The following is a 24,847-nucleotide window of genomic DNA, read 5'->3' as shown; positions in this document are numbered from 1 at the left end:
GCACGCCCGACGCAGCTGGCAGGCTCGAGGCTCAGGGGGCAGACTGTAGGCAGCTGCTGCACGGCTGAGCCGGTCACCTCGGCCGGTCGCCCCCCAACCAAGAGACGAGCAGGAGATAACGCATGTGTGGCATTGCCGGAGAACGCCGTTTCGACGGCCGCTCGGCCGATATCGGGCTGATCGCGCGCATGAACGACTGTCACGCCCCGCGCGGCCCCGATGGCCTGGGCGTGCAGGTGCACGGCCTGGTCGGCCTCGGCCATCGCCGGCTCAAGATCATGGATCGCAGCGATCTCTCGCAGCAGCCCATGGTCGATCCGGCGCTGGGGCTGAGCATCGTCTTCAACGGCGCCATCTACAACCATCCCGAGTTGCGCGCCGAGCTGTCCGGCCTGGGCTATCGCTTCTACTCCGAGGGCGACACCGAGGTGCTGCTCAAGGCCTATGACTGCTGGGGCCTCGATTTCGTCGACCACCTGCAGGGCATGTTCGCCTTCGCCATCTTCGAGCGCGACAGCGGCCGCATGGTGCTGGGCCGCGACCGGCTCGGCATCAAGCCGCTGTACTTCGCCCGCGACGCCATCGCGCTGCGCTTCGCTTCGACACTACCGGCGCTGCTCTGCGCAGACGGCATCGACCGCGACATCGATCCGGTGGCGCTGCACTACTACATGCATTTCCACGCCGTGGTACCGGCGCCGCACACCATGCTCAAGGGCGTGCGCAAGCTCGCACCCGGCACGCTGATGATCGTCGAGGCCGACGGCGCCACGCGCGAGAAGACCTACTGGGATCTCTCCTTCGAACGCAGCGACGCCGACCGCGCGCGCAGCTTCGAGGATTGGCGCGACCAGGTACTGGACGGCCTGCGCCTGGCGGTGAAGCGCCGCCTGGTGTCGGACGAGCCGGTGGGCGCACTGCTCTCGGGCGGTGTCGATTCCAGCCTCATCGTCGGGCTGATGGCCGAGGCCGGCGCCAATCTGCGCAGCTACTCCATCGGCTTCGAGGATGTCGGCGACGAGAAGGGCAACGAGTTCGAGTATTCGGACGTCGTCGCGCAACACTTCGGCACGCAGCACGAGAAGATCTTCATCGACTCGCGCGAGCTGCTGCCGCGGCTGCCGGAAGCCATGAAGGCGATGAGCGAGCCCATGGTCAGCCACGACTGCGTGGCCTTCTATCTGCTCTCCCAGGAGGTCTCCAAGCGCAGCAAGGTGGTGCAGTCCGGCCAGGGCGCCGACGAGGTCTTCGGCGGCTACCACTGGTACCCGCCGATGATGGAGTCCTCGGATGCCGCTGCCGACTACGCCAAGGGCTTCTGCGACCGCAGCCACGAGGAGTTCCTGCAGGCGGTGAACCCGCGCTTCCACGGTGACGACCACGCCCGGGCCTTCATCGCCGACTGGTTCTCGCGCCCCGGCGCCATCGAGCCGGTGGACAAGACGCTGCGCATGGACACCCAGATCATGCTGGTCGACGACCCAGTCAAGCGGGTCGACAACATGACCATGGCGCACGGCCTGGAGGCGCGCGTGCCCTTCCTCGACCACGAGCTGGTGGAGCTGGCCGCGCGCATCCCAGCGCAGCACAAGATCGCCGAGGGTGGCAAATACGTTCTGAAGGAGGCCGCGCGCAAGGTCATCCCGGCGGCGGTCATCGACCGGCCCAAGGGCTATTTCCCGGTGCCGGCGCTGAAGTATCTGCAGGGCGACTTCCTGGACTACACGCGCGACTTGCTCGATGCCCAGGTCGCACGCGACCGCGGCATCTTCCAACGCGCCTATCTGGACACGCTGCTGGCCGATCCGGAAGCACACATCACGCCGCTCAGAGGCTCCAAGCTGTGGCAGTGCGCGGCGCTCGAAGGCTGGCTGCAGGCCCACGGGGTATGAAGGGCTGGCTCACGACCGGCGCACGCGTCCACGACGGCCCCTGTTTTGCATCGACGGGCCGGCAACGGCAAACGTACTGGAGCTGAGCCATGTCACGTCGCGGACACAGCGATCCCCGCCTTGAGCAGCGCCACGCGCTGAGCCTGGATCACCAGCAGAACACACCGCAACCCAACCAACCGCTGGAGGCCGAGAGCGTCGCCCTCGACATGGGATGGGGCGATCTCATCTTCGCGCACACTTTCAGCGGCCCGAACACGGTGGCGAAGGCGCTGCTCGACGAGCCGACGGGGCGGCGCAACCTCGCCATCTATGTGCGGGATCCGCACGTCATCCTGGCGCAGAACCCGCAGCGACTCTTCCTCGATCCCAGCCACACTTTCCGGCTGTGGCTGGCGCACTACCGCTCGCCGGCGCGCCGCTCACGTGGCTACGCCGTGCGCCGGTTGCGCACGCTGGAGGACGCCCAGGCCATCAACCGCATCTACAGCTCGCACAACATGGTGCCCATCGACGAGGGCATGGCCTGGAAACAGCGCGCCTCGAAGCAGGCGATCTACGTCGTGGCGGAAGACCTGGCCACCGGGCGCGTGGTGGGCACGACCACCGGCGTCGATCACGTCGAGGCCTTCGGCGATCCGGAAGGCGGTTCCTCGCTGTGGTGTCTGGCGGTGGATCCGGACGCGACCCTGCCCGGACTGGGGCAGTCGCTGGTGCGCTTCCTCGCCGAGCACTATCAGGCGCGTGGCCGGGGCTTCATGGATCTGTCGGTGATGCACGACAACAAGCAGGCCATTGCCCTCTACGAGAAACTCGGCTTCACGCGCGTTCCGGTGTTCACCGTCAAGTGCAAGAACGCCATCAACGAACCGCTGTTCACCGAGCCGGCCGAGGACGATTCCGGCCTCAACGTCTACGCCGCCATCATCACCAATGAAGCGCGCCGCCGCGGCATCCGCGTCGAGATCCTCGACGCCGAGGCGGGCTACTTCAAGCTGACGCTGGGTGGCCGCGCCATCACCTGCCGCGAGTCGCTGTCGGCGCTGACCTCGGCCATCGCCATGTCGCGCTGCGCGGACAAGCGCGTCACCCGCCGCATCCTGGATCGCGCCGGACTGAACGTGCCCGACCAGCGGCTGGCCGACGGCAGTGAGGCCGACATTGATTTCCTGCGCGAACACGGCTCGGTGGTGGTCAAGCCCGCCGACGGCGAACAGGGCGCCGGCATCTCGGTGGATGTCCGCGACGAAAGCAGCCTGCGCACTGCCATCGCCAGTGCCAGCAAGCACGATCAGAACGTACTTCTGGAGCAGTTCTGCGCCGGCGATGACCTGCGCATCATCGTCATCGGCTACAAGGTCGTGGCCGCCGCGATTCGCCGGCCGCCGATCATTACCGGCGACGGCGTCACCCCCATCCGCGAGCTGGTCGAGAAGCTGTCGCGACGGCGCGAGGCCGCCACCGACGGCGAGGCGCGCATCCCGCTCGACGAAGAAACGGAACGCTGCGTCAAACTCGCAGGTCACAGCATGGACGCGGTGCTGCCACAAGGCGAGACACTGGCCGTGCGCAAGACCGCGAATCTGCACACCGGTGGAACGCTGCAGGATGTCACCCCCATGCTGCACCCACGCTTAGTGCAGGCAGCGGTCAGCGCGGCGCGGGCGCTGGAGATTCCGGTCACCGGCCTGGACTTCCTGGTACCGGCGGCCTCGGAGGCCGAGTACGTCATCATCGAGGCCAACGAGCGACCCGGCCTCGCCAATCACGAGCCGCAACCCACGGCGCAGCGCTTCATCGATTTCCTCTTTCCGCGCAGCGCGGTGGCCTGAGGAGACGCCACAATAGAGCCATGCAAAAACTCCCCATCGACAACGATTACATCCGCCAGACGCTGCTCGAGCTGCTGGCGATCCCGAGCCCCGTGGGCTTCACCGATGAAGTGGTGCACTACGTCGGCGGCAAGCTGAGCCAGCTCGGCATCCCCTTCGAACTGACCCGGCGCGGCGCCATCCGCGCCACCATCAAGGGCGAGACCGATCGGCCGGCCTGCGCAGTGGTCGCGCACGTCGACACCCTCGGCGCCAATATCCGCGCCATCAAGCCGAACGGGCGCATGAGCCTGCTGCCCATCGGCACCTGGTCGAGCCGCTTCGCTGAAGGCGCGCGCGTGACGCTGTTCACCGATCTCCATGCCTACCGCGGCACGATCCTGCCGCTGATGGCCTCGGGGCACGCCTACAACACCGCCGTCGACGACCAGCCCGTGAACTGGCAGCAGGTCGAGCTGCGCATCGACGAGTACGCCGACAACGATGAGGATCTGCGCAATCTGGGCGTAAATGTCGGTGACTTCGTCGCCGTCGACCCGCAGCCGGAGATCACGCCCAGCGGCTACATCTCCTCGCGGCATCTCGACGACAAGGCCGGCGTCGCCGCTCTGCTGGCCGCCTGCAAGGCCATCGTCGAATCCGACCTGAAACTTCCGGTGTACTTCCACCCCATGTTCACGGTCACCGAGGAAGTCGGCTTCGGCGCCTCGGCCATTCTCGACGAGCGCATCAGCGAGATGGTGGGTATCGACATCGCCATCCCCGGCACCGGGCAGAACTCGCGCGAGCGCGGCGTGACGCTGGCTATCGCCGATTCCTCCGGGCCCTTCGACTACCACCTGACGCGCAAGCTGCTGCACCTCTGCGAGGAGCACCACATCGACCACCAGCGCGACGTCTTTCCCTACTACTTTTCGGATTCGGCCGCCGCGCTGCGCGCCGGCTACGACATCCGGCATGCGCTGATCGGCTTCGGCGCGGACTCCTCGCACGGCTGGGAGCGCACGCATCTGTCCTCGCTGACGGCCATCGCCGAGCTGATGACCCTCTACGCGCAGAACGGCCCGGTGATCGCGCGTGACCAGCGCATGCTCGGCCCGATGGAAGGTTTCCCACACCAGGTCGATCTGGAGGAGATGACCCACCCGCATCAGGAGCTGCCCGACCCGAAGGAATTCCTCTAGCCGGAAGCGCTCGTGCTCCGGATGGCCCTCAGCGCCGCAGCCCTTCTGCTGGCGGCCGGCTTGTCGACTCCAGCCGCCGGAGCCACGGCGGAAGTGCGCATCGAAGGGCTCGATGGCGAGCTGCTGGCGAATGTTCGAGCGCGTTTGGGCATCCGTAACGCCGCTCAGGGCGGCAGCCAGCCGCGCTACATGCTGGAGCGAATGCATGAGCGCGCGCCCGATGACATTCGCGGCGCGCTGCAGCCCTTCGGCTATTACAACCCGATCATCGAAGCCGAACTGGAAAGCCTGGACGAAGAGCGTCTGCGCGCGACATACCGCGTGGAAGCGGGGCCGCGCACGTATATCGAGGAACTCCGCGTCGGCTTCAAGGGCGAAGGCGCCAAGGACCGCCGGCTGCGGCGCGAGCTGGCGAAGCTGGACATGCACGAGGGACAACCACTGCGCCACGAGCGCTACGGCAGGGCGAAGGAGAGACTGAGCCGCGCCGCCTTCGGCCTGGGCTATTTCGACACGAGCTACGAATCCGCGGAGATCCGCGTGACCCCCTCCACCAACAGCGCCGCCGTCGCGCTGGTGCTGGACACCGGGCCGAGCTACAGCATCGGTGCCATCAGCATCGACCAGCACACCCTCGACGACGACGTGCTGCGCCGCTATCTACCCATCCACGAAGGCGAGCCCTTCGCTCCCGACAAGCTGCTCGACACGCAATTCCAGTTGATGGACCTGGGCTATTTCTCACGTGTCGACGTCCACCCGATGCGCGAGGAGGCGGAGGAGGGCCGGATGCCCATCCGCATCGCGCCCGAGTATCTGCCGTCGCAGCGCTACAGCACCGGCATCGGCTACGGCACCGATACTGGGGCGCGGCTGTCGCTGAAGACCGAGCTGCGTCGCATCAATCGCCGCGGCCACTGGATCGACAGCGACATCCGCCTGGCCGAGCGGCGCAGCAACGCCGGCATCAGCTACAACATCCCGTTGGGCGATGTGCCCGGCGAGCGCCTCAGTTTCACCGGAACTTACAGCGACGAGCGCTTCGAGGACGGCACGTCGGAGCGCTACGAGCTGGGCGTATCGCTGTCGCGCCAGCCGGGTTCATGGCGCCGGCGCACCTATCTGGAGTACTCCAGCGAGCGCTTCAACGTCGGCGACCTGCGCCGCACTACCGATCTGCTCGTTCCCGGCGTCTCCTTCGAGCGCAGCGAGTCGGACGACCCGATCTATCCGCGCAACGGCTGGCGCGTCTTCTTCGATGTACATGGCGCCGGCGAGCCGGTGCTGTCCAGCACGAGCTTCGCGCAGACGCGCGTAGCCACCAACGGCATCCTCCCACTCTGGGACAAGGCCCGGCTGCTCGGCCGCTTCGAATATGGCGCCAGCTTCGTCGACAGTTTCGAGCGTCTGCCGCTGTCGGAGCGCTTCTACGCCGGCGGTGACCAGAGTGTGCGCGGCTACGCCTATCAGTCGCTGGGCGAGCGCGACGCGGAAGGCAACGTCATCGGCGGGCGCTATCTGGCGACCATGAGCGCCGAGGCCGAGTACCTCTTCTGGGGCAACACCGGCGCCGCCATCTTCATGGACGCCGGCGGGGCAGCCAACAAGAGCTTCCCCGAGCTTTCTCGCAGCGTCGGGGTTGGCGTGCGCTACCGCTCGCCCATTGGGTCGCTGCGCCTGGATCTGGCACATCCGCTGGACGCCACGCGCAGCGTGCGGCTTCATATCGGGATCCGGGTGGGCTTATGAAAAGGCTGACCGACTGGCTGCAGGCGCTGACGCGCCTTCTCGGCGGAATCACCACGGCGCTGCTGCTGCTCCTGCTGCTGGCGACGGGATGGCTCCTGATGAGCAAGAGCGGCCTGCGCTTCGCCGTGCAGACGGCCGATCTCGTCGCCGGGCCGGCCTTCAGTGTCGAGCATGCCGAAGGCCGCCTCTTCGGAACGATGCGGCTCAGCGGCATTCGTAGCGAGACACCCGCAGCCGATGTCGACATCGAGCGTCTGAGCTTCGGATGGACTGCCGGCTGGCTGCCCGGCCTGCGCTTCCACGTGCGCAGCCTGCAGATAGAAGGCGTGCAGGTGGCGCTGAAGGATGCCGGCGAGACCACGCCCGAGGAAGACACCGAGAGCACACCGCTCGACCTGTCGCTGCCGCTGCGCGTGGTGATTGCCGAGGCGGAACTGCGCGACCTGCGCATCACGCGCGACGGCGAGGCGCTGCCCGGCCTGGATCGACTGGCATTCAGCGGCTGGGCAGCGGGCCGGCGCATCGCCATCGAGCAATTGGTCGTCGAGCAGCCCGAGTTCGGCAACTACCGTCTGGAGGCGAGGCTTGGCACACCCACCGGCGGCATCCGCATCGACAGCCTCCGCCTGGAGGGCCCCGGCACACTGACGGCTTCCGGCGACATCCCCGTCGGCAGTGACGGACCGCTGGCGCTACAGCTGGACTGGAAGGACCTGCACTGGCCGGCCGGCGCTCCGGATGCGGAGCGGCTCTTCACCAGCCCGCAGGGCGGCGCACGAATCGCCGGCTCCCTCACGCAGCCGGAAATCGAGGCCACGGCAACTGTGGCGCCGCAGGGCGAGATCGCGGTTACCGGCCAGTGGCGCGGCGACGCCGGCTTCGAGGCCCAGCTGGACTGGCGCGACTTCGCCGACCCGCTCGATCCCGAACAGCCGCTGTGGCGCAGTCCGGAGGGGAGCCTGCAGGCCAGCGGCCATCCCGAGGACTGGCAGGCCGAGTTGCAGACCCGCGCCAGCCTGCGCGTCGCCGAGGCGGGCGGCACGCTGGCGGAGACGCTGGAGGCCTCCCTGGCATTGGCCGCGCGCGGCGATCTCGAGAGCGCGCGCATCGAGCAGCTGGCGCTGGAGACGCTCGACGGTGTGCTGCGCGCTACAGGGGAGGTTGCGTGGGTACCGCAGCTGAAGGCGGGGTTGGAACTGCGGCTGGAAGACCTCAACCCCGGGACGCTGCTGGCCGACTTCCCGGGTCGGTTCAACGGCGACGGCCGCCTTGACCTGACCATGAAGGAATCGGGGCCGGACGCCGGTTTCCAGCTGGCGCTGGGCGACAGCACTCTGCGTGGCCATTCCCTGAGCCTGGCGCTGGAAGGCGGCTTCCGTGACGCCGTGCTGAGCCTGCAACGCGCGCGACTGCAGTCGGGGCAGTCCACGCTCACCGCCTCCGGCCGCGCTACGCCGCCCTTCGACCTGCGCGCCACACTGAAAAGCCCCGATCTCGGCGAGATGGCGCCCGAGCTGAGCGGCAGCGCGGAACTGCAAGCGCGCCTCCGCGGCGAAATGCCGGCGCTCACCGCCCGCCTCGACGGGTGGCTGCAGGATGTCGTGGCGGCCGGCCAACAGCTCGGCCGCGCCGAGATCGACGCCGATATCGCCCTCGACGGCGACACCCGCGCGCGTCTTGTGCTGGCGGATCTGCGCGCGGGAGGCGCCGCCGAGCCGCAGGTCGAGCGCCTGCAGCTGAATCTCGATGGCCGCATCGACGCGCACCAGCTCCGCCTCGATGCGCAATTCCCCCAGGGCGCGCTGGCGCTGCAGCTCGACGGCGGCGCCGATATCGAAGAACGGCAGTGGGACGGCCGACTGTCTGCGCTGGCGCTCGACCCTGCCGATTCGCGTGTCGCACCGCTGCGGCTACGCGAAGCCGCGCCGCTGCGCGCCGGCCCCGGCAATTTCGTGCTGAAGAACTTCTGCCTGGGCGACGAGGATGACAACGCACTCTGCCTGGAGGCGACGATGGCTGACGGCGAGGTGACTGCCGGCTATCAGCTCGAACGCCTGGACTTCGCCGTGCTGAGCGCCTTCCTGCCCGCCGGCATGCGCATCGAAGGCAGCGCCTCCGGCGAGGGCCGACTGCGGCTGCGCGAGGGCGCTATTGCCGAGCTGGCGGCCGGCCTCGACATCAGCGAGGGCACGCTGAGCGTGCCCAGGCGGCCCGAGTTGCGCTTCGGCCCCGGCCGGCTGGTGGCGCGCGACGAGGACGAGCAACGTCTTCGCGGCGAGCTGGAGCTGGCCATTGCCGGAGGCGAACTGACGGGCGATCTGGCCGTGGATCCCGATGAAACGCGGGCGGTGGATGGGAGTCTCGCGCTCGATCTTCCGCAGATCGATTTCCTGCCGCTGTTCACAGCGGAAGTCACCGAAGCCGCCGGGCGTATCAGCGGCCGTGCCGACATTGGTGGCACGCTGGCCGAGCCGCAGTGGAGCGCGAGCCTGCAGCTGAGCGATGGCCGCCTGCGCCTGTTCACGCCGGGTCTGGAGATCGCCGACATCAGCGCGCGTGTCGAGAGCCGCGATGGCCGCAAGCTGACGCTGACGGGTTCGGCGCGCTCGGATCAGGGCACGGTACAGCTCGACGGCGAAGCAGCGCTCGATGCCGATCCACTGCGCGCGGAGTTGCAGTTGCAGGGCCAGGACTTCCAGATCGCAAACCTCCCGGAGGCACGCGTCTGGATCTCACCGGATCTGAAGATCCAGATCGCCGAAACCGTGAACATCCGGGGGCGCGTCGACGTGCCGCGCGCGGTCATCGAGCCTCAGAAATTCTCCGGTGGCGACAGCGGCCAGAGTGCACATGCCGATCAGATCATCGTCGACGCCGAAGGCAACGTAAGCGGCCGCGGCCTTCCTATCGATGCGAACGTGATCGTGGCCCTGGGCGACGCTGTCTCGCTCAGCGGCTACGGGCTCGATACCCGCCTCGGCGGCTCGATCACGGTGATCGAAGAGCCGAACCGCGTCACCCGCGCACGCGGCGCGCTCACCCTTATTGACGGCCGCTACGACGCCTACGGCCAGCGCCTGAAGATCGAGCGCGGGCGCATCGTCTTCGCCGGCGGCCCCATTACCCAGCCAGGGCTGGACTTCGAGGCCGTGCGCACGCCGCGCGAGAATATCCGCGTCGGCATACGCGTGCGCGGCTCCATTGATCAGCCTGAGTTCCAGCTCTTCTCCGACCCCAACATGGAGCAGAACGCACAGCTGTCCTGGCTGGTGCTCGGGCGCCCGCCACCCAAGCGCGGCCAGAGCGCGGGCGACGGTGACGCAATGGCAGCAGCAGCGCTGGCGATGGGGCTGTCCGGCGGCAACTGGATCGCAGAGCGCCTGGGCAGCACGCTGGGGGTGGACGAGATCTCCGTGGGCACCAAGGACGGGCAGGAGAACTCGCAGGCCCAGCTCACCGTTGGCAAATACATCGGAACCCGTCTCTACGTCGCCTACGGCGTCAGCCTCTTTCAGCCGGGCCACGTCTTCCGCATGCGCTACGACATCGGCCGCGGCTTCGCACTGCAGACAGAAACCGGCGTCGAAAGCGGCGGCGATCTGCTCTACACGCTCGAGCGCTGAAGCCGCTCAGCGCGGCGGCGCCCGCCCTCCATCCGCTTCGGCGGCGTCACGGCCGGCCACTTCCTCGCGCATCGCGGCGTCGACGCGCTCGGCCAGCTCACCGTCCTGCAGGCGCTGCAGAACCTCTTCGGCGATGCGGCGCTCCATTTCCTCGCGCAGCCGAGCCTCCATGCGCGCCTGCACGCGACGCCGTGCGCGCACCCAGGACAGCCCGAAGCCGGCACCGAAGAAGACAGCCGACAACAACACCAGTAGTACCGTACCGGTCGTGCTCATGGCCGCATGAGCGGGCGCCAAAGCGTCTCAGCCAAGGCCGATCCCTCGAAGCACGACCAGCGCCGCCTGGGCCGTGCCGGAGGCGCCACCGTCCCAGATGCCCATCTCGTCACCGAAGAGAACGACGAGCTGGAAGACGCCTACCAACATGCCGAGCAGAGCGCCGACCGCGATGAGGATCCACTCGTCCTGTTCGAAGGCCGGCCGCAGCATGCTCTCGAAATCGTGCGGCGGCAGCCCCGCCAGGCGCGTCGACAGGGTGCTCTCCAGATCCAGCGCTTCGTCGGCGTAGGCTTCGACGTGGTGCAGTGCCTCGGGCAGCTGAAGGATGATCCGCTCCACCGCCATTGCCTTCATGTCGCGGTAGGCCTGCGTGCCCACCGTGAAGGTCACGAAGGGTTTCACGATGCTGGTCTGCTCGTCGATGGTGCGCTGAGCATGCCGCGCGATGGTGGTGAAGACCTTGTCCGAATAGGGCCCCTTGAGAATGCCCTCGATGATATTGGCCGGCGTCAGCACCTTGGCGGCGACCAGCTTGCCGAAGTCGCGTGCCACTTCGGGCTGGCGCTTCATGAAGAGGCCCTGGATATTGAAGGGGCCGACGCGCACGATCTCCTTGGGGTTGAAGATCATCTGCAGGGCGATCCAGTTGGTGGCGTACCCCACTGCCAGCCCGAAGGCCGGTAGCAACCACCAGGCCTGATAGAAGACCCAGACCCCCATCTGCAGCACGCCAAAGAGCCCGCCGAAGTAAATGCCCGAGCGCGCGATGAACTTGAACTCGGCGTGCCCCACCTCGGCGAAGATCTCGTTGAGCAGCGCCTTGTCGCGGGTGAGGTTGGTGATGACCATGTCCTTGAGGTCATACATGCGATTGATGTTGACCTTGATCTCAGCCATGATCTCGCTGATCACCGCCGGCATGTCGCGCTTGATGCGCTTGTAGATCCGGCGCTTGACCACTTCCGGCAGCGACTCCCACAGCGTTGGCTGGTGCTGCAGCATCACTGCGTCGGTGATCTCCTCGACCATCGTGTTGAGCGGCCCTTCCAGCTCACGTGCGATGCGCTCGGTGTCGAGGCGCTCGAACATCTCCTCCTGGGTGATGAGATGGGTGGTGATGGTGTCGACGCAGACGCCGGCCATATGTGCCGCCCGGCGGGGAATGATCCCCTGCCAGCCGAGGATGTTCGGCCAGCCCTTGACCTTGATGCCCAGGAACTCTACCGGGTGGAACATCATGTAGATGGCCACCACATTCGTGCCATAGCCGACGATGGCGCTGATCACCGGCATCGAAAGATAGACCCACGGATTGGCGAGGAAATCGGCGATACCGGCTTCAATCATGAGTCACCCCCAAGTTCTTTTCGGTGCGCTGCGCGGCGGTCTCAGCTACGTGCAGCGTCGCCGCACTCCCAGAGTCGGCGACCCAGGCCGGAAAGCTGCAGGCTGAAGCGGCTGATGCGCACCTGCAGCTTCAGTTCCTGCTGGATATGGCGCACGGCCTCGCGCACCGCCTCGTCGCTCATCAGCATGTCGTAGGCCTCGGCCTGCTCGCGATCCTCCGGCGCAGTCTCGATGAGCCCCAGCGCCAGCAGATGGCCGATGTAGGCGGGCACCTGGGCGCGCAGCATGACGCCGGCCTCGACACCGACGCGCGAGGCATAGCGCAGCACCGGCACGGCGGTGAGACCGACGCGCGAGGCCGCGCCGACCTGGCAGGCGGCTGCTGCCTGACCGTCGGAGAGCGCGGCGAGAATGCGTGCCTCGTCACAGCCGAGCTGATCGACCACGCGCAGCAGCAGCTGGCGCTCGGCAGCTTCCTCGCGCTGCTCCAGTGAACGGTCCAGCAGCTGCGCGAGGATCGCGCCCGGCTCGCGCTCGGCATCGCCGGGGTCCTCTCCACGAAGCGGCAGCGGCGCGCTGCCGCCGGCTGGCGTCATGTCGTCGAGCTTGCGCTTGAGCGTCGCGAGCAGGCGCGACTCCACAGCCTGCGCCTGCCGCAATGCGTACGCCGCGAAGGGCAACGTTTCCAGCAAACGCGAGGCGTCCTCGCGCTCGGGCTCGTCGGATTGCCGGGGGCCTCCTCTCGTCATGTCTCCCTGCCATGCCGCCATTGGGCGGCTTCGCGGCTTGCGCCGTCTTGTCGTTGATCGCCATTCCGTTCCCCGCAGAGTACCTTGGACGCGGGAAACTGAATACGTTGTCATGCTATCTTGACATCAAACGACGTCGAAGTGCCAGCCATTCGCGCGCTCGGCGCGCTGAGCGAGTGCACGGCAGGGAGGAGAGCCCAGATGAGCAAGGCGAGACAAGAGCTCGAAGCAACACTCGATTCACCGGAAGCCTTCAGCTTCCTGGATCTGGTCCCGGTGGAGACGGTCGAAGCCATCGCCCGACGCACCGAGTCGCGGCTGGTGGCGGAACGTCAGGCCGTGGATACCGCTGTGGAAGCGGCGTTGCCGCGCCTGCCGGGCTGGCTGCGCGGCAGCGTACGCGCCCTGCTGACGGATCAATCATGACGGCCCCGGAACCGCTTCCGCTGGAAACCCGTGCCGAGGTTGGCAAGCTCGCCCGGCTTCTCGACAGCCCGGAAGCCGAGCTAACGGCCCTGGGCGCAACCGGCAGCGAAGAGCTTCGGCGGCTGCGTCGCACCATCGAACGACAGGTCTTCGACAACCGCCACGAGCGCTTCCGGCGGCTGGCGCGGCTGGCGCGTTTCCTGCCGGCGCGGACGGTGGCACGCATCGCGATGGAGGGGCTCGGGCCCCTACTGGCGGCGCGCGTGGTGGCACGCATGGACCCCTACCGCGTGCGTGGCATCGCCCGCCATATCACACCAAGCTTCGTCGCCGACATCGCTCCGATCATCGACCCGGAGAGCGTCCGCGTCATCGTTCCGCATCTGCGCACGGAGCTGGTGCGCGACGCCGCCCTGCTGCTGGTCGAACGTGCGGATTTCGTCACCATGGGGCGCTTTGCGGACGCGCTGTCGCCGCAGGCGCTGCGCGCAGTGGTGGGGGCCATCGATGACGATGCCACGCTGCTGCGCACGGCTTTCTATCTGGAGAACCGGGAGCAGCTGGCGCGCATCGTCCACAACATCGACAACGCGCGCATCGCCCGCATCATGCGCAGCGGCGCACAGGCCGAGCTGCTACCCGAGGCGCTCTTCGTCGTTGATCATGTGACCGACGAGCTGAAGGCCCGGCTGGCCGATTTGATGGGGAGCCAGGACGAAACCGTGCTCGATGCACTGGTTATGGTCGCGCGCCGGCAGAACCTGTGGGGGCCGATCCTGCGTGCACTGGCGCATATGCACCCGCGCCATATGCGCAAGATTGTCAACCTGCCGTCGCTGCGCGACGAAGCACTGCTCGGCGAGCTGGTACAGGTCGCCTTCGAGCAGGGGCTGATGGCCGTGGCGCTGCCACTGGCCCGTCAGATGCGCCGCGAGCACAAGCGCATCGTCGCCACCGCGGCACTGCGCCAGGGCGAAGAAGTTGCCGAGGCCGCGCTCGAGGCGGCTCAGGTCGCCGGCGAGTGGGCGACGCTGCTCGATCTGGTGCAGTACGTCGGCGACGCCGAACGCGATCAGATCGCAGGGCTCGCGATGCTGCAGCGCCCGGATGTTGCCGAGGCGCTGATCGCGGAAGTACGCGACCCGGTCACTGCCGAGACGGCGCTGTCCATCCTCGCGCGCGCGCCGGAGGCCACGCAGCGCAGCGCCGCCGGCGCCATGCTGAGCGACGGCGGCACCCTGCTCGATCTGCTGCTCGACCATTGCATGGACAGCCCCGACACTCTGGAGCACCTGCTCGTCGTGCTGGCACACACGCCGGAAGCCCATCGCTCGCAGGCAATGCGCGTGCTGGCTCGGCGCGAAGCCACGGAGCGCGAGCGCCTGGCAGCAGCCGCGGATGCCAGCGGATCGCAGCTGGTCACCGAAGCCCTGGGCGCGCCGGCCACCAACTGAGCCGGCGCCCCATGAGGATGCTACGACTGGCACTGATGGTGATGCTGGCTCTCGATACCGGTGAGGCGCTCGGTGAGGAAGTTCCTGAGTCGCAGCGCATTCTCGAATGCGTGCGCGACAATCTGCCCGGCTCGCCGCGCGTGATCGAGGCCGTGGTTCGGACGCGTCCGCTGGATGCGCCTGACACCGCAACGGAGCGCATCGCCTTCGAGGTCGCGGTGCGGGATGGCAATGGCAAGCTGAGCATCAGCGCTATCGTCACAGCGCCCTCGGCGCTGGCAGGCAGCGCCTACCTGTTTCTTCGCGATGCCGACGGAGCAGCGCTGCACTACTACAACCCGGAGCTGGATCGCGTCCGCGCCATTCACGGCGACAGCGAGGGCGCCGGCATCTTCGGGTCGGCGCTGTCACTTTCCGACTTCGACAACATCGAACGCACCATGCGTAGCGCCAGCATCGCGCTGCGCGGTGAGCGCGCAGCCGACCCATCACATCACCGTCGCTTCACGGTACTGCCCACCCCTTCGGCCAGATCGCCCTTCGGGCGTATCGACATGACCGTCGACACCGAACGCTGCTTCGTGATCGCTGCCGAGGCTGCCTCTCGGGACGGTGAGCTGGCACGGCGCTTCCGGGTCCCCGAGGACGCGCTGGCGCGCCGCGAGGCTGGCTTCTGGTACCCGCAACGCCTGATCATCGAGGATCATGCCAGCGGCAGACACAGCGAAGTGGAGATCCAGCGTCTGCGCCTGCCGGAGCAACTGCCCGAGGCGCGCTTCTCGCCAGAGCGCTTCTACATCCGGGAATAGATATCCGACACAGTGGAGAATTCGCGTCCTAAACTCGGACTCGGGTAATCTGCGTTCGCTACATTAAATGATGACAACATGACATAAGTCGGAGCATCCACTGATCTGAAGGCCGAATGCCTGCGATCAGCATGGACGTGATGTCGCGCAGGAGGAGACGTGACAACAGGACCGCGAAGTGCGCTGGGCGCGCTGCTGTTTGTCTGCAGCCTGCCGGCGGGCGCGCTGGAATGGGAGCTCGAAACCGACGCCGGGCCGTTGGCCGTGGAGCTGCGCAACACCGTCTCGGCCGGCGCCGGCTGGCGTGTGGAAGCTCGCGACCCCAGGCTCGTAGGCAAGGCCAACCTGCCGGAGAACCGCGGGCTCTGCGCCCCCGACGACTGCATCGGCCTGAGCGAGAGCGATACCGAGCCCAACGCGCGCTTCCTTGCCGCCCCCGGTCAGACTGCGGCCTACACCGACGACGGCAATCTCAACTACGACCGCGGCGATCTCGTTTTCGCCACCGCCAAGTGGAATAGCCGCCTCAACCTGGACTGGGACCGCTTCGGCTTCGAGTTCAGCGGCATCTATTTCTTCGACCCGGTGAACCAGGGCTTTGACGAGAGCAAGCCCAACATCATCCTGCCGGAGAATTGCGCCGGCGAACCCGGGCAGGATTGTCCGCAACCCGGCGTGGCCGCGAGCATCCCTCGCAGCGCCAACGCCGAGGAGAGCGTGGGCAGCGACTTCGTGATGCGCAACGCCAACCTCTGGCTGCGTCTCCCGGTCTGGAACGAGCAGCAGGCAGAGCTGCGCGTCGGGCGGCAGGTCATGACCTGGGGCGTGGCCACTTTCGGCATCGCCACCAATATCAACATCATCAACCCTGCCGATCTCAACGCGCTGGCGCGCCCCGGCGGCGAGCTCTTCGAGCTCTTCACGCCGCAGAACATGGTCACGCTGAAGGCCGGCATCACCGAAGACTGGGGATTCGATGCCTGGTATCAGCTGGAATGGCGGCCCTACGGTTTTCCAGCCAAGGGCTCCTATTACTCCTTCTTCGACGCCGGCAACGATCCCGAGCCCGGCGAGGCCATACCGCTGCCTTTCTCGAAGGTACCGGACGACCCGCAGCAGGTAGGAACGCCGGCGAGCCCGCTGGCGGCGGCGGTATCCGCCACCAGCTTCTCGGCGCTGCGCGACGCCAATCATGAGCCGCCCGATACGGGACAGTTCGGCTTCTCGCTCTATCACTACGCCGACTGGCTGGGCGGCGGCACCGAGATCGGCTTCCACTTCGCGAACTACCACTCGCGCATCCCTTCGGCGAGCTTCACGGCCTCTCAGGCGAGCTGCACGCGTCGCGAGGGCAACCCCAACAACAACGATACGAGCAATCTGCTGGAGTTCCTCAACGACTGCGGCGTGCCCTTTGTGGACACCCCTGGCGAGGACGGCTTCGAGGCGCTGCCCATCGATACCGCGCGCTATTTCCTCGACTACCCCGAGGACATTCGTCTGTTCGCGCTGAGCTTTAATCGTTCGCTGCTGGGGGCGAACCTGCACGGCGAGCTGAGCTACCGACCGAACCAGCCGGTGCAGGTGGATCTGGAGGATGTCTTCTTTTCGGCGCTGCAGCCAGTCTTCCCGCGCCAGGAGATCACCATTGTTCCGGACGGGGTGGGCAATCTTCTCGATGCGCCCGTGCTCGGCCCGATTCTCGACAGCACACCGGGGATCGGTCCACTGCCGTCGCTGGGCGCGCTGGGGGGCGCGACGCTGACGGACTCGCGCACCGCACTGCCCGACTTCGTCACGGCCTTCCGCGGCGGCGAGCCGGGCGAGACCGTGCCCGGATCTTATGTCCGCGGTTACGAAGAAATGAAGATGTTCCAGTTCAGTCTGGGTTTTCTTCGGCTATGGGGGCCGGACACGCTACCGGGCGCGGACCAGTTGGGCTGGCTCTTCGAGGCCAACGCCATCTGGCTGCCGGAGCTGCCCTCTTTGAACCGCCTGCAGCTGGAAGGACCCGGCACCTTCACGCATTTCTCGCCGGGCGTCGCCGAAACCGGCAACGGTCTGCGCATCAACCCCAGGCGCACCACGGACGGCTTCGTCACGGAATGGTCGGGAGGCTATCGCACCGGTTTTCTGGCGGTCTTCAATGACGCCTTCATGCCCGGGCTGATGATCCGGCCGACGCTGGTGCTGTTGCACGATCTGCACGGCGTGGCGCCGGGGCTGGCCGAGAACCACCTGGAGGGCCGCATCATCTCGCTCAGCGAGCTGCATTTCCGCTATCGCGACGTCGGCCTGGATCTGCAGTACGCCCTCTTTGCGGGCGCCGGGCGGCGCAACCCACTGGGAGACCGCGACACCATCACCGTCACCCTTTCCTACCAGTTCTGAGGACGCCTTCATGAATGATACGAAGCTACACGCAGGCGGCCCCATGCGCACCCAGCGCGGCGGTGCCTTGCTCTGGATCATCCTGCTGGCTCTACTGGTGGGCGCGGTGCTGGGCGGCGCGCTGGTGGGCTTCTGGGTCTTCAGCAATGTCGACGCGCGCATCCTGCTGCGCAACGAACACGCCAAGGTGATTGTCGAGGAACCTTTCAAGGCGCGCGCCTCGGTCACCGAGGATCTGCGCATTCGCATCGACGAGCGCATCACCACCTCCGTGCCGGTCGACGAGCAGCTCAGTCTTCCAGTGCGTGAGCCGCTCCAGATCGAGGCCGAGTTCGACTCCGAAGTGCCGATCCAGCTCGATGTGCGCGTGCAGGACGAGATCACCATCGATCAGGTGCTGGACGTCGATACGGTCATCGAGGCCAAGGTGCTGGGCGACTGGCACAAGCTGCCCATCCGCGGAAAGATCCCGGTCAACGCCACGGTGCCCATCGACCTGCTGATTCCGGTCGACGAAATGGTGCGCCTGCAGTTCACCGCACCGGTGACCGCACGCCTGAAGGACAACCTGCAGGTGCCGCTGCAGACAACGATTAACACCACGATCCCGATCCAGAGCGAGATGAGCGTGCCGCTGCTTTCGGATCTGCAGGCCGAGGTCACGTTGCCGCGCGCCCAGCCGCTGGATGTGCTGATCGACTACGCCGATCTGACGCTGCCCCTGCGCACGCTGCGCCTCGGCCTGCGCGATGACGACGAGCCGCCGACCGGCGACGACGAAGGCGAGTCGACGCCGTGAGCCAGCGGCGACAGGCACCTGAGCCCACCACCACGCGGCGAAGCGCGCCGCATGCGCGACGCGGTCGGCGCATCCTGGGCTGGCTGGCGCTGGGTGGCGGCGGGCTGGCCGTGGTGGCGATGGGTGCCTTTGCCGGTTTCTGGGTCTTCATGCGATTGAGCTTCGGCCTGACGGTCAGCGATCAGCCGATGGCGGTGACGCTGCCCGAGCGCTTCGATATCAGCGCGCAGATCGCCGAGGAACTCGACATCCTGATGGCGGGCGTCATCACCGCGCAGGTGCCCTTCCAGCAGGAGCTGACGCTGCCGCTGCAGGGACGCTACCGCTCGGAGGTGCTGATGAACGCCGACGTGCCGGTGCAGTTCGACGTCGTCTACGACGGCATCATCCCGGTCGATACGGTGGCGGATATCCAGATTCGCACCGACTTCAACTACATGGGCGCCAAGACGCTGCGCAATCTCGACATCCGCGCCAAGCTGCCCATGCAGTTCGGGCTGCCGGTGCACCTGACGGCGCCGGTGGATGACCGCATCGAGCTGCGCTACGACGGCCCGCTGGTGATGAATCTGGACCAGACCATCACGACCGAGGTGGATACCGTCATCAATACGCAGCTCGACGTACACGAACGTGTCAGCGCACCGGTGATCGCGAGAATTCCCATGCGCACGATCGGGCCCGCCCAGCCACTGCGCACGACCATCACGCGTCTGCCGATCAGCGGCCTCGTGCGCGACATCGAGCTGTCGGTCACTGAGGCCCCGGACAAGCCGCAACGCAGCGACTCCGTCTGGGGGCCAGCGGGCGTACCGATGGCGGAGCGGCCGGTGGCACCGGGCCGGGAGCTGCCCGGCGAGGCCACGGATCGGCGATGAGGGGGCGTAGCCGGTCCGGCCGGCCGGACTGATCCCCTAGCCACGGGCTATGTGGCGATGTCTTCCGCTTTTTTGCCCGCTTTGCTGAGTCCCACATGTCGGGCTGCAGTCCGACCCACGGGTGCGCGTGGTGCCGGGCGTCAGCGCGACAGCTCAGCCGGCGCCTTCTTCCTGCGCCCGGCGTGCGCGCTCCAGCGCGGCGAGGCGTTCCTGCTCGCGCTCAATGTAGCTGCGCCACTGGCGTGCAACGGCCTGCGACTCCTCGTAGCGCGCGGCGCGGCCGAAGGCGGCTTTCGCCTCTTCCAGCCGGTCCGTGTTGTAGAGCGCCAGTCCCTCAATGACGCGCGCCTGATCGGGACGATCAATGTCGCCGCGATTCAGAGCGTTCCGGGCCGCCTCCAGAGCCTGCGACCACTCGGCCTGTTCGGCGTGGATCTGCGCGAGCCGCAGATAGAGCTCGCCGTCGTCGGCCATGCCCGCGGCCTGACCGAGGGCGGACTCGGCGCGGTCATACTCCTTCGCCAGCATCCAGGCGTCAGCCAGGGTGCGCAGGTTCTGCATGTCCTTTTCGAGGATGCCCCTGTCGAAAGCCTCGTTGAGTACGTGTGCGGCCTTGTAGGGGACGTCACCCGACAGCAACAACTGTGCAAGGTTGCGGTAGTCGGCTGCCGTGTCGAGCAGGCCTTGGTCGTAGGCGCTCTCCATGGTGGCGAGCTGCTTCTTGCGCTCGCCGAGTTCGCCGTAGACCGCCGACAGCTGGCTCCAGTACTCGCGCTTGGGATAGTTCGCGATCAGGTCCTTGAGGACATCGCGCAGACGCGCATAGTTGCCCTGCGAGTAGTGGATGGCGCGCAGCAACAGCAACCAGTTCTCGCGCACCTGGCCGCCTTCTTCGCGCGTCATGCGCACGGCGGTCTGGATGGGCTTCAGCGCCTCATCGTAGCGCTCCAGCTGAAACAGCGCCTGGCCGAGCAGAATGTAGGCATTGGCGCGCGGCGATTCCTCCAAGTCGAACCAGCGGCGCAGTGTCTTGACGGCATCGGCATAGCGCTCGGAGACCACCTGGATCTGGCCGAGGCTGTAGAGCGTGTTCTTCTGCAATGACGCCGGCAGCGCCTCCTGGGCCAGCACCTGCTCGTACGCCTTCATGGCCGCCTGGTAATTCTCGCGGCTGTACTCGATGTAGGCCACGAGGTTGTAGGCCATCGCCGCCTCGTAGCTGTTGAGGTTCGAGTCGAGCAAGCCTTCCAGATCCTTCATCGCGGCCGTGAAGTCTTCCTGCTCGGCGGCATCCCGTGCGCGATTGATCTGCTTGTAGACATTCTCGCGCATCGAGGGCGTGCGCTTGGTCTTGACGTCAGCCTGGCGCTGGTCCTGGGCAGACGCTGTCTGCCATGCGACCGGCGCGAGAAGGCAGGCGGCGACGATGCCGGCGATGAGGCGGGAGGACAGCGGGTTAGATGCCTTGCGCATGGTCGTCATCGCTCCATCTCGAAACGGATCAGGTTCTGCACGCCAGAGACCTCGACAGCCTGGCCATCGATGACGCGCGGCTTGTACTTGAACTTCTTCGCCGCATCGACCGCGGCGCGGTTGAAGATGTCGGCCGGCTCGGCGTCGACCACCTTGACGTCCTTCACGGTTCCCGCCGAAGTGACCGTGAACTCGACCAGCACCCAGCCTTCCAACCCGCGCTGTAGCGCGCGCTGCGGGTACTGTGGCGAGACCTTGACAATGGGCAGATACTCGCCGTCGCCGGAGCCGCCGCCCATGTCGCCGGCCTGGACGTCGATGTTCGGATCGATTCCGACCGCGCCAATACTCATGGACTGATTGACTTCGGCGGAGGCCTGCTGCTGGGGCGTATCCGGCTGTGGCGGCGGTTCCTCGGGCTCGGGCGGCTTGTCGGGTTTGCGGCGCTTCTCCTGCACCTGTTCTTCCTGATCGACGCGCACGAAGTCGACCGTGCGGCCCTCGTACTCGTCGGTGAGCGCGCTCTTGCCCGATTCGATGAGCAGCTGCATCAGGAAGAAGACCGAGAAGGTCACTACGACGGCGACCGGGATCGCCACCAACAGGCGCAGCGGGCCGCGCCCGCCTCCGCCACCGCTGCTGGCCACTGCCGCGGTCATCGGCGCTCAGTCGCGATCGAGACTTCGTAGACGCCCGCTTCGCGCGAGGCGTCCATGACAGCGACGAGCTGCTTGGTGGAAGCGTTCTCGTCGGCCTGGATGACGACCGTTCCCTGCGGATTCTCGGCGTGCAGTCGCTCGATGTTGGCGCGCACGGCGTCGAGCTCGACCCGCCGACGGTCAATGAAGACGGCGCCCGTGTCGTCGATGGCGATGAGAATGCTCGCGCGGTCCTGCTGGGTGGCGGTATTGGCGTCGGGCCGGTTGACGTCGATGCCCGATTCCTTGACGAAGGTGGCCGTGACGATGAAGAAGATCAGCATGATGAAGACGATGTCGAGCATCGGCGTGATGTCGATCGCCGATTCCTCTTCCTGTTCGACGGCCTGGCTGAATAGCTCACGCATGGGAGATTCGTTCCTGTTGGAGCGCTAGTGGTCGAAGGTGAGTGCGTCTTCGAGATGGGTCTGCTGCAACTTCGCGCGGCGCTCGAGCAGGGCGATGAAGAAGACGCCGGTCAGCGCGCCCACCATTCCGGACATGGTCGGGATCGTGGCCTTGGAAATGCCCTCCGCCATGGCGCGGACATTGCCGTTGCCGACGAAGGCCATGACGTCGAAAACCTCCATCATTCCGGTGACCGTACCCAGCAGCCCGAGCAGCGGGCAGATGGCGATCAGCGTCTTGATGACATCCAGGCCGCGGAAGAGGCTCATCGAGGATTCGGTGACGAGCGCCTTGCGCACCTGATGCGCCCGCCAGGACTGACGTTCGCCCCTGGCTTCCCAGCGGTCGCGCAGATGCGCGGCCAGCCGGGGAAAGCCGAAGCGGAAATAGACCGCCCGCTCGATGATCAGGATCCACATGCCCAGGATGAGCAGCATGATGGGGATGAGCACATCCCCGCCGCGCTCCAGGAAGAGGCGGACATCCTGGATCGATTCAAGCAGCAGATACATGGCCCTGCTCGGAATGCTCGGCGATGATGCCGATCGACCGCTTCTGAAGGATCTGGGTGACGGCCTTGGCGCGGCCCTGCACCAGCGTGTGCATCAGCACCGTCGGCACCGCCACGCAGAGGCCCAGCACGGTCGTGACCAGGGCCTGCGAGATGCCGCCGGCCATCAGCTTGGGATCGCCGGTGCCGAAGAGGGTGATCACCTGGAAGGTATTGATCATGCCCGTCACGGTGCCGAGCAGGCCGAGCAGCGGCGCAACCACGGCAATGATCTTGAGCAGGGCGAGGAAGCGCTGCAGCTTCGGGGTTTCGTTGGCGATGGCCTCGCCGAGCTTGAGCTCCAGCGTCTCGTTGTCGGTGGACTCGTACTTGCGGTAGGTCGCCATGATGCGGCCCAGCGGATTGCCCTCATCTGGCTCGTCCGAGTTCAGCTGGCGGCGCACCTTCATGTTGACGAGGTTCAGCGTCACCAGCCGCTCCAGCGCCAGCAGCAGCGCCAGGCCACCCAGCGCCAGGATCACGTAACCGACGATGCCGCCCTGATCGATGCGCTCGGCGAGATCCGGGGTCTGAATGAGCAGACCGAGGATGGAGCCACGTGAGGGGTCCACGAACAGGGGCTCGACCTGGCCCGAATCGGCGTTGACGAAGTCGTCGACGCTGGCCAGGAAGCGCCCGGAGGGCTGACGCGGCAGCTCGACCAGCTGCTGGGTATCGGCTTCCCAGTCCAGATAGGCGGCGTTCTTCATGACATTGAAGCTGCCGACGCGCACGACCTCGGTTTCGGACTTGTTGCCGTCGGGCCCCGTGACCTCGGCCGGGTAGCGCACGACCTTGGCGGACTCCGCCATCTCGCGCTGCATCTCGAACCACAGACGCTCCAGCTCCGCCATCTCGGGCAGCTCGCTGGAAGAGCCGGCTTTTTCGATCAGCTGCTTGAGGAAGTCGTCGCGCTCCGGATACTGCGAGGTGATCATCGAAGCCTGGAAGGTGCCGCGGGCGTCGCCGGCCACCTGCTGCAGAACACCGAAGAGCTCGCGCAGCGTGCCCAGGCGCTCGTCGAGGCGCGCCTCGGCTTCGGCCAGCGACTCCTCGTTGCCCTGGAACTCGGACTCGAGCTTCTCGCTGCGCGACTCCAGATCGCGCAGCTGGCGGCGCGCCTCGGACAGACGCGCTTCCTGCTTGTCCTTCTCGGCCTTGAAGGTCTCCATGCGGCTGCGGAAGTCGCTGGCGTCGCGGGCCACGCCCTGCTCCACCAGATTCAGCAGCTCGCGGACGCTGTCGGCGGGTTTGCCGTCCTGGGCCTGTGCGGGGAATACGGCGGCGAGCGCCAGGGCGGCCGCGGCAATGCTTCGAAGGGGGATCATTCGGCAGCCTCAGCGGTCGTGATGGGAAGACGGATGAGATCGGGCGCGGCCTGCTCGCGGGCGATGCGGATGCCCTGCGTGATCTGGCCGACATATTCGCGCGGCAGCTCCTCCCATTCCTCGGTCTGCGGGTTCCACATGCCGACCTCGGTCTGATCCAGCGTCTGGTAGACCAGCGCAACGCGCCCGAAGCGCAGGAAGTCGACCTCGCGGCCCTCCTCGCCGGGCAGCACGCCACGGTAGGCCTCGATCGTGCGGCCGTACTCCATCTCGGTCTGGTAGGCACCGGTCACGGCGCGGAACTTCTCGGCGACGCTGACGTTGGCCTTGTCCATGAGCTGCGTGATGCGCTCGACGCGGTCGCGGCGTTCTTCAAGCAGGAAGGGCACGTCGAGCTCGACGAACTGCTCCAGGCCATCCACCATCTTCAGCATCAGCGGCGTCACCTGGCGCTCGATGAGCGTGACCTTCTCCAGCGAGCCGTTGATCGAGTCGAGTTCACGGTTCTGGTTGGCCACCTGCCGCTCGAGCTGGGCGACATAGACCTCCAGGTTGTCGATCTGCTTCTGCGCGTCCTGGTATTCGCGCAGGCGCTTCTGGGTCTCCTCGAAGACCTCGTCGATCTTGTCCTGCTGATTCTGCGCCTGCGCGGTGCGCTGCACGCCACGGTCGAGCGCGCCGTCGAGCGACTGCGCCCAAGCCGCGCCGCTTGTCAGCGCGGCGGCGAGCAGTAAGCTCCCCACAGTTGCCTTTCGGATCATCCCTGCATGCCTCTCGTATTCGGTTGCGGATTGGCGCCGCGCCACGCGCGAGCAAAGGCGCTCTGCGAGCCAGACGCGGGGCATCTTAGGAAGGCTCTGTGACGACTTCGTGACAAAGCGCCGAGCTATCGCTCCGCCCGCGGCGCAGGAATGCGAGACGCAATGCCGCGCGCCTCAGCTTGTTGCGACTTCATGACGCGACGGGTACGCGTCTCGA

20 protein-coding genes are annotated in these 24,847 nt (G+C 66.8%); 11 read left to right on the top strand and 9 right to left on the bottom strand.

Annotated features, from left to right (window positions below):
- The first annotated feature begins 122 nt into the window (after window positions 1-122).
- The 5 genes from U743_RS17200 (at window position 123) to U743_RS17180 (ending at window position 10,280) form a co-directional block, all read left to right on the top strand.
- Window positions 123-1,892 (top strand): N-acetylglutaminylglutamine amidotransferase, encoded by a 1,770-nt coding sequence (locus tag U743_RS17200; protein WP_043770177.1) that lies wholly within the window; start codon window positions 123-125, stop codon window positions 1,890-1,892.
- Between the two features lie 89 nt (window positions 1,893-1,981).
- Window positions 1,982-3,724, top strand: a complete 1,743-nt coding sequence (gene ngg, locus U743_RS17195; protein ID WP_043770174.1) for an N-acetylglutaminylglutamine synthetase — start codon at window positions 1,982-1,984, stop codon at window positions 3,722-3,724.
- A gap of 20 nt (window positions 3,725-3,744) precedes the next feature.
- Entirely contained in the window at window positions 3,745-4,908 is a 1,164-nt protein-coding gene (locus U743_RS17190) for an osmoprotectant NAGGN system M42 family peptidase (protein ID WP_043770171.1), read from the top strand.
- Window positions 4,909-4,929: 21 nt separating this feature from the next.
- The gene (locus U743_RS17185; protein ID WP_043770169.1) at window positions 4,930-6,657 is read left to right on the top strand and encodes an autotransporter assembly complex protein TamA; all 1,728 of its coding nucleotides are present in this window, start codon (window positions 4,930-4,932) and stop codon (window positions 6,655-6,657) included.
- On the top strand, window positions 6,654-10,280 hold the full coding sequence (locus tag U743_RS17180; RefSeq protein WP_043770166.1) for a translocation/assembly module TamB domain-containing protein: 3,627 nt from the start codon (window positions 6,654-6,656) through the stop codon (window positions 10,278-10,280). The genes U743_RS17185 and U743_RS17180 overlap by 4 nt, the downstream gene beginning before the upstream one ends.
- 6 nt (window positions 10,281-10,286) lie before the next feature.
- Here the strand turns inward: U743_RS17180 and U743_RS17175 are convergent, their stop codons facing one another.
- The 3 genes from U743_RS17175 to U743_RS17165 are packed head-to-tail and all read right to left on the bottom strand — an operon-like array spanning window position 10,287 to window position 12,655.
- A complete protein-coding gene (locus U743_RS17175) occupies window positions 10,287-10,556 on the bottom strand; it encodes a hypothetical protein (protein WP_043770163.1) in 270 nt (89 codons plus the stop codon).
- A gap of 27 nt (window positions 10,557-10,583) precedes the next feature.
- Complete coding sequence (locus tag U743_RS17170; protein WP_084191642.1) at window positions 10,584-11,906, bottom strand: DUF445 domain-containing protein; 1,323 nt, start codon at window positions 11,904-11,906, stop codon at window positions 10,584-10,586.
- 41 nt (window positions 11,907-11,947) lie between these two features.
- Window positions 11,948-12,655, bottom strand: coding sequence for an Abi-alpha family protein (locus U743_RS17165; RefSeq protein WP_043770160.1), 708 nt, complete (start codon window positions 12,653-12,655; stop codon window positions 11,948-11,950).
- A gap of 201 nt (window positions 12,656-12,856) precedes the next feature.
- Here U743_RS17165 and U743_RS17160 point away from each other — a divergent pair, with 201 nt between their 5' ends.
- From U743_RS17160 to U743_RS17130, 6 genes are all read left to right on the top strand, one after another.
- Entirely contained in the window at window positions 12,857-13,081 is a 225-nt protein-coding gene (locus tag U743_RS17160) for a hypothetical protein (protein WP_043770158.1), read from the top strand.
- Entirely contained in the window at window positions 13,078-14,535 is a 1,458-nt protein-coding gene (locus U743_RS17155) for a hypothetical protein (RefSeq protein WP_043770156.1), read from the top strand. Before U743_RS17160 ends, U743_RS17155 begins: the two co-directional genes overlap by 4 nt.
- Window positions 14,536-14,546: 11 nt before the next feature.
- Entirely contained in the window at window positions 14,547-15,344 is a 798-nt protein-coding gene (locus U743_RS18410; protein ID WP_084191640.1) for an outer membrane lipoprotein-sorting protein, read from the top strand.
- A 159-nt stretch (window positions 15,345-15,503) separates the two neighbouring features.
- The gene (locus U743_RS17140; RefSeq protein ID WP_043770148.1) at window positions 15,504-17,735 is read left to right on the top strand and encodes a DUF1302 domain-containing protein; all 2,232 of its coding nucleotides are present in this window, start codon (window positions 15,504-15,506) and stop codon (window positions 17,733-17,735) included.
- A 10-nt stretch (window positions 17,736-17,745) separates the two neighbouring features.
- Window positions 17,746-18,534, top strand: a complete 789-nt coding sequence (locus tag U743_RS17135) for a hypothetical protein (RefSeq protein WP_156966493.1) — start codon at window positions 17,746-17,748, stop codon at window positions 18,532-18,534.
- The gene (locus tag U743_RS17130; RefSeq protein WP_043770144.1) at window positions 18,531-19,412 is read left to right on the top strand and encodes a hypothetical protein; all 882 of its coding nucleotides are present in this window, start codon (window positions 18,531-18,533) and stop codon (window positions 19,410-19,412) included. Before U743_RS17135 ends, U743_RS17130 begins: the two co-directional genes overlap by 4 nt.
- Window positions 19,413-19,565: 153 nt before the next feature.
- Here U743_RS17130 and U743_RS17125 read toward each other — a convergent pair whose 3' ends face one another.
- From U743_RS17125 to U743_RS17100, 6 genes are read right to left on the bottom strand one after another with little or no spacing between them, the layout of a single operon-like run.
- Window positions 19,566-20,885, bottom strand: a complete 1,320-nt coding sequence (locus U743_RS17125) for a tetratricopeptide repeat protein (protein WP_198022103.1) — start codon at window positions 20,883-20,885, stop codon at window positions 19,566-19,568.
- A 5-nt stretch (window positions 20,886-20,890) separates the two neighbouring features.
- A complete protein-coding gene (locus tag U743_RS17120; RefSeq protein WP_052368339.1) occupies window positions 20,891-21,544 on the bottom strand; it encodes an energy transducer TonB in 654 nt (217 codons plus the stop codon).
- Window positions 21,541-21,951, bottom strand: coding sequence for an ExbD/TolR family protein (locus U743_RS17115; protein WP_043770141.1), 411 nt, complete (start codon window positions 21,949-21,951; stop codon window positions 21,541-21,543). Before U743_RS17115 ends, U743_RS17120 begins: the two co-directional genes overlap by 4 nt.
- A 24-nt stretch (window positions 21,952-21,975) precedes the next feature.
- On the bottom strand, window positions 21,976-22,503 hold the full coding sequence (locus U743_RS17110) for a MotA/TolQ/ExbB proton channel family protein (RefSeq protein ID WP_043770137.1): 528 nt from the start codon (window positions 22,501-22,503) through the stop codon (window positions 21,976-21,978).
- Window positions 22,487-23,869 (bottom strand): MotA/TolQ/ExbB proton channel family protein, encoded by a 1,383-nt coding sequence (locus U743_RS17105; RefSeq protein WP_043770136.1) that lies wholly within the window; start codon window positions 23,867-23,869, stop codon window positions 22,487-22,489. Before U743_RS17105 ends, U743_RS17110 begins: the two co-directional genes overlap by 17 nt.
- Window positions 23,866-24,612, bottom strand: coding sequence for a DUF3450 domain-containing protein (locus U743_RS17100; protein WP_198022102.1), 747 nt, complete (start codon window positions 24,610-24,612; stop codon window positions 23,866-23,868). The genes U743_RS17105 and U743_RS17100 overlap by 4 nt, the downstream gene beginning before the upstream one ends.
- Window positions 24,613-24,847 lie beyond the last annotated feature (235 nt).

It is taken from the genome of Algiphilus aromaticivorans DG1253 (genome assembly GCF_000733765.1).
Classification (GTDB): Bacteria; Pseudomonadota; Gammaproteobacteria; order Nevskiales; family Nevskiaceae; genus Algiphilus; species Algiphilus aromaticivorans.
Note: the sequence above shows the minus strand (reverse complement) of the source record. Positions and strands in the feature narration are given on the sequence as shown.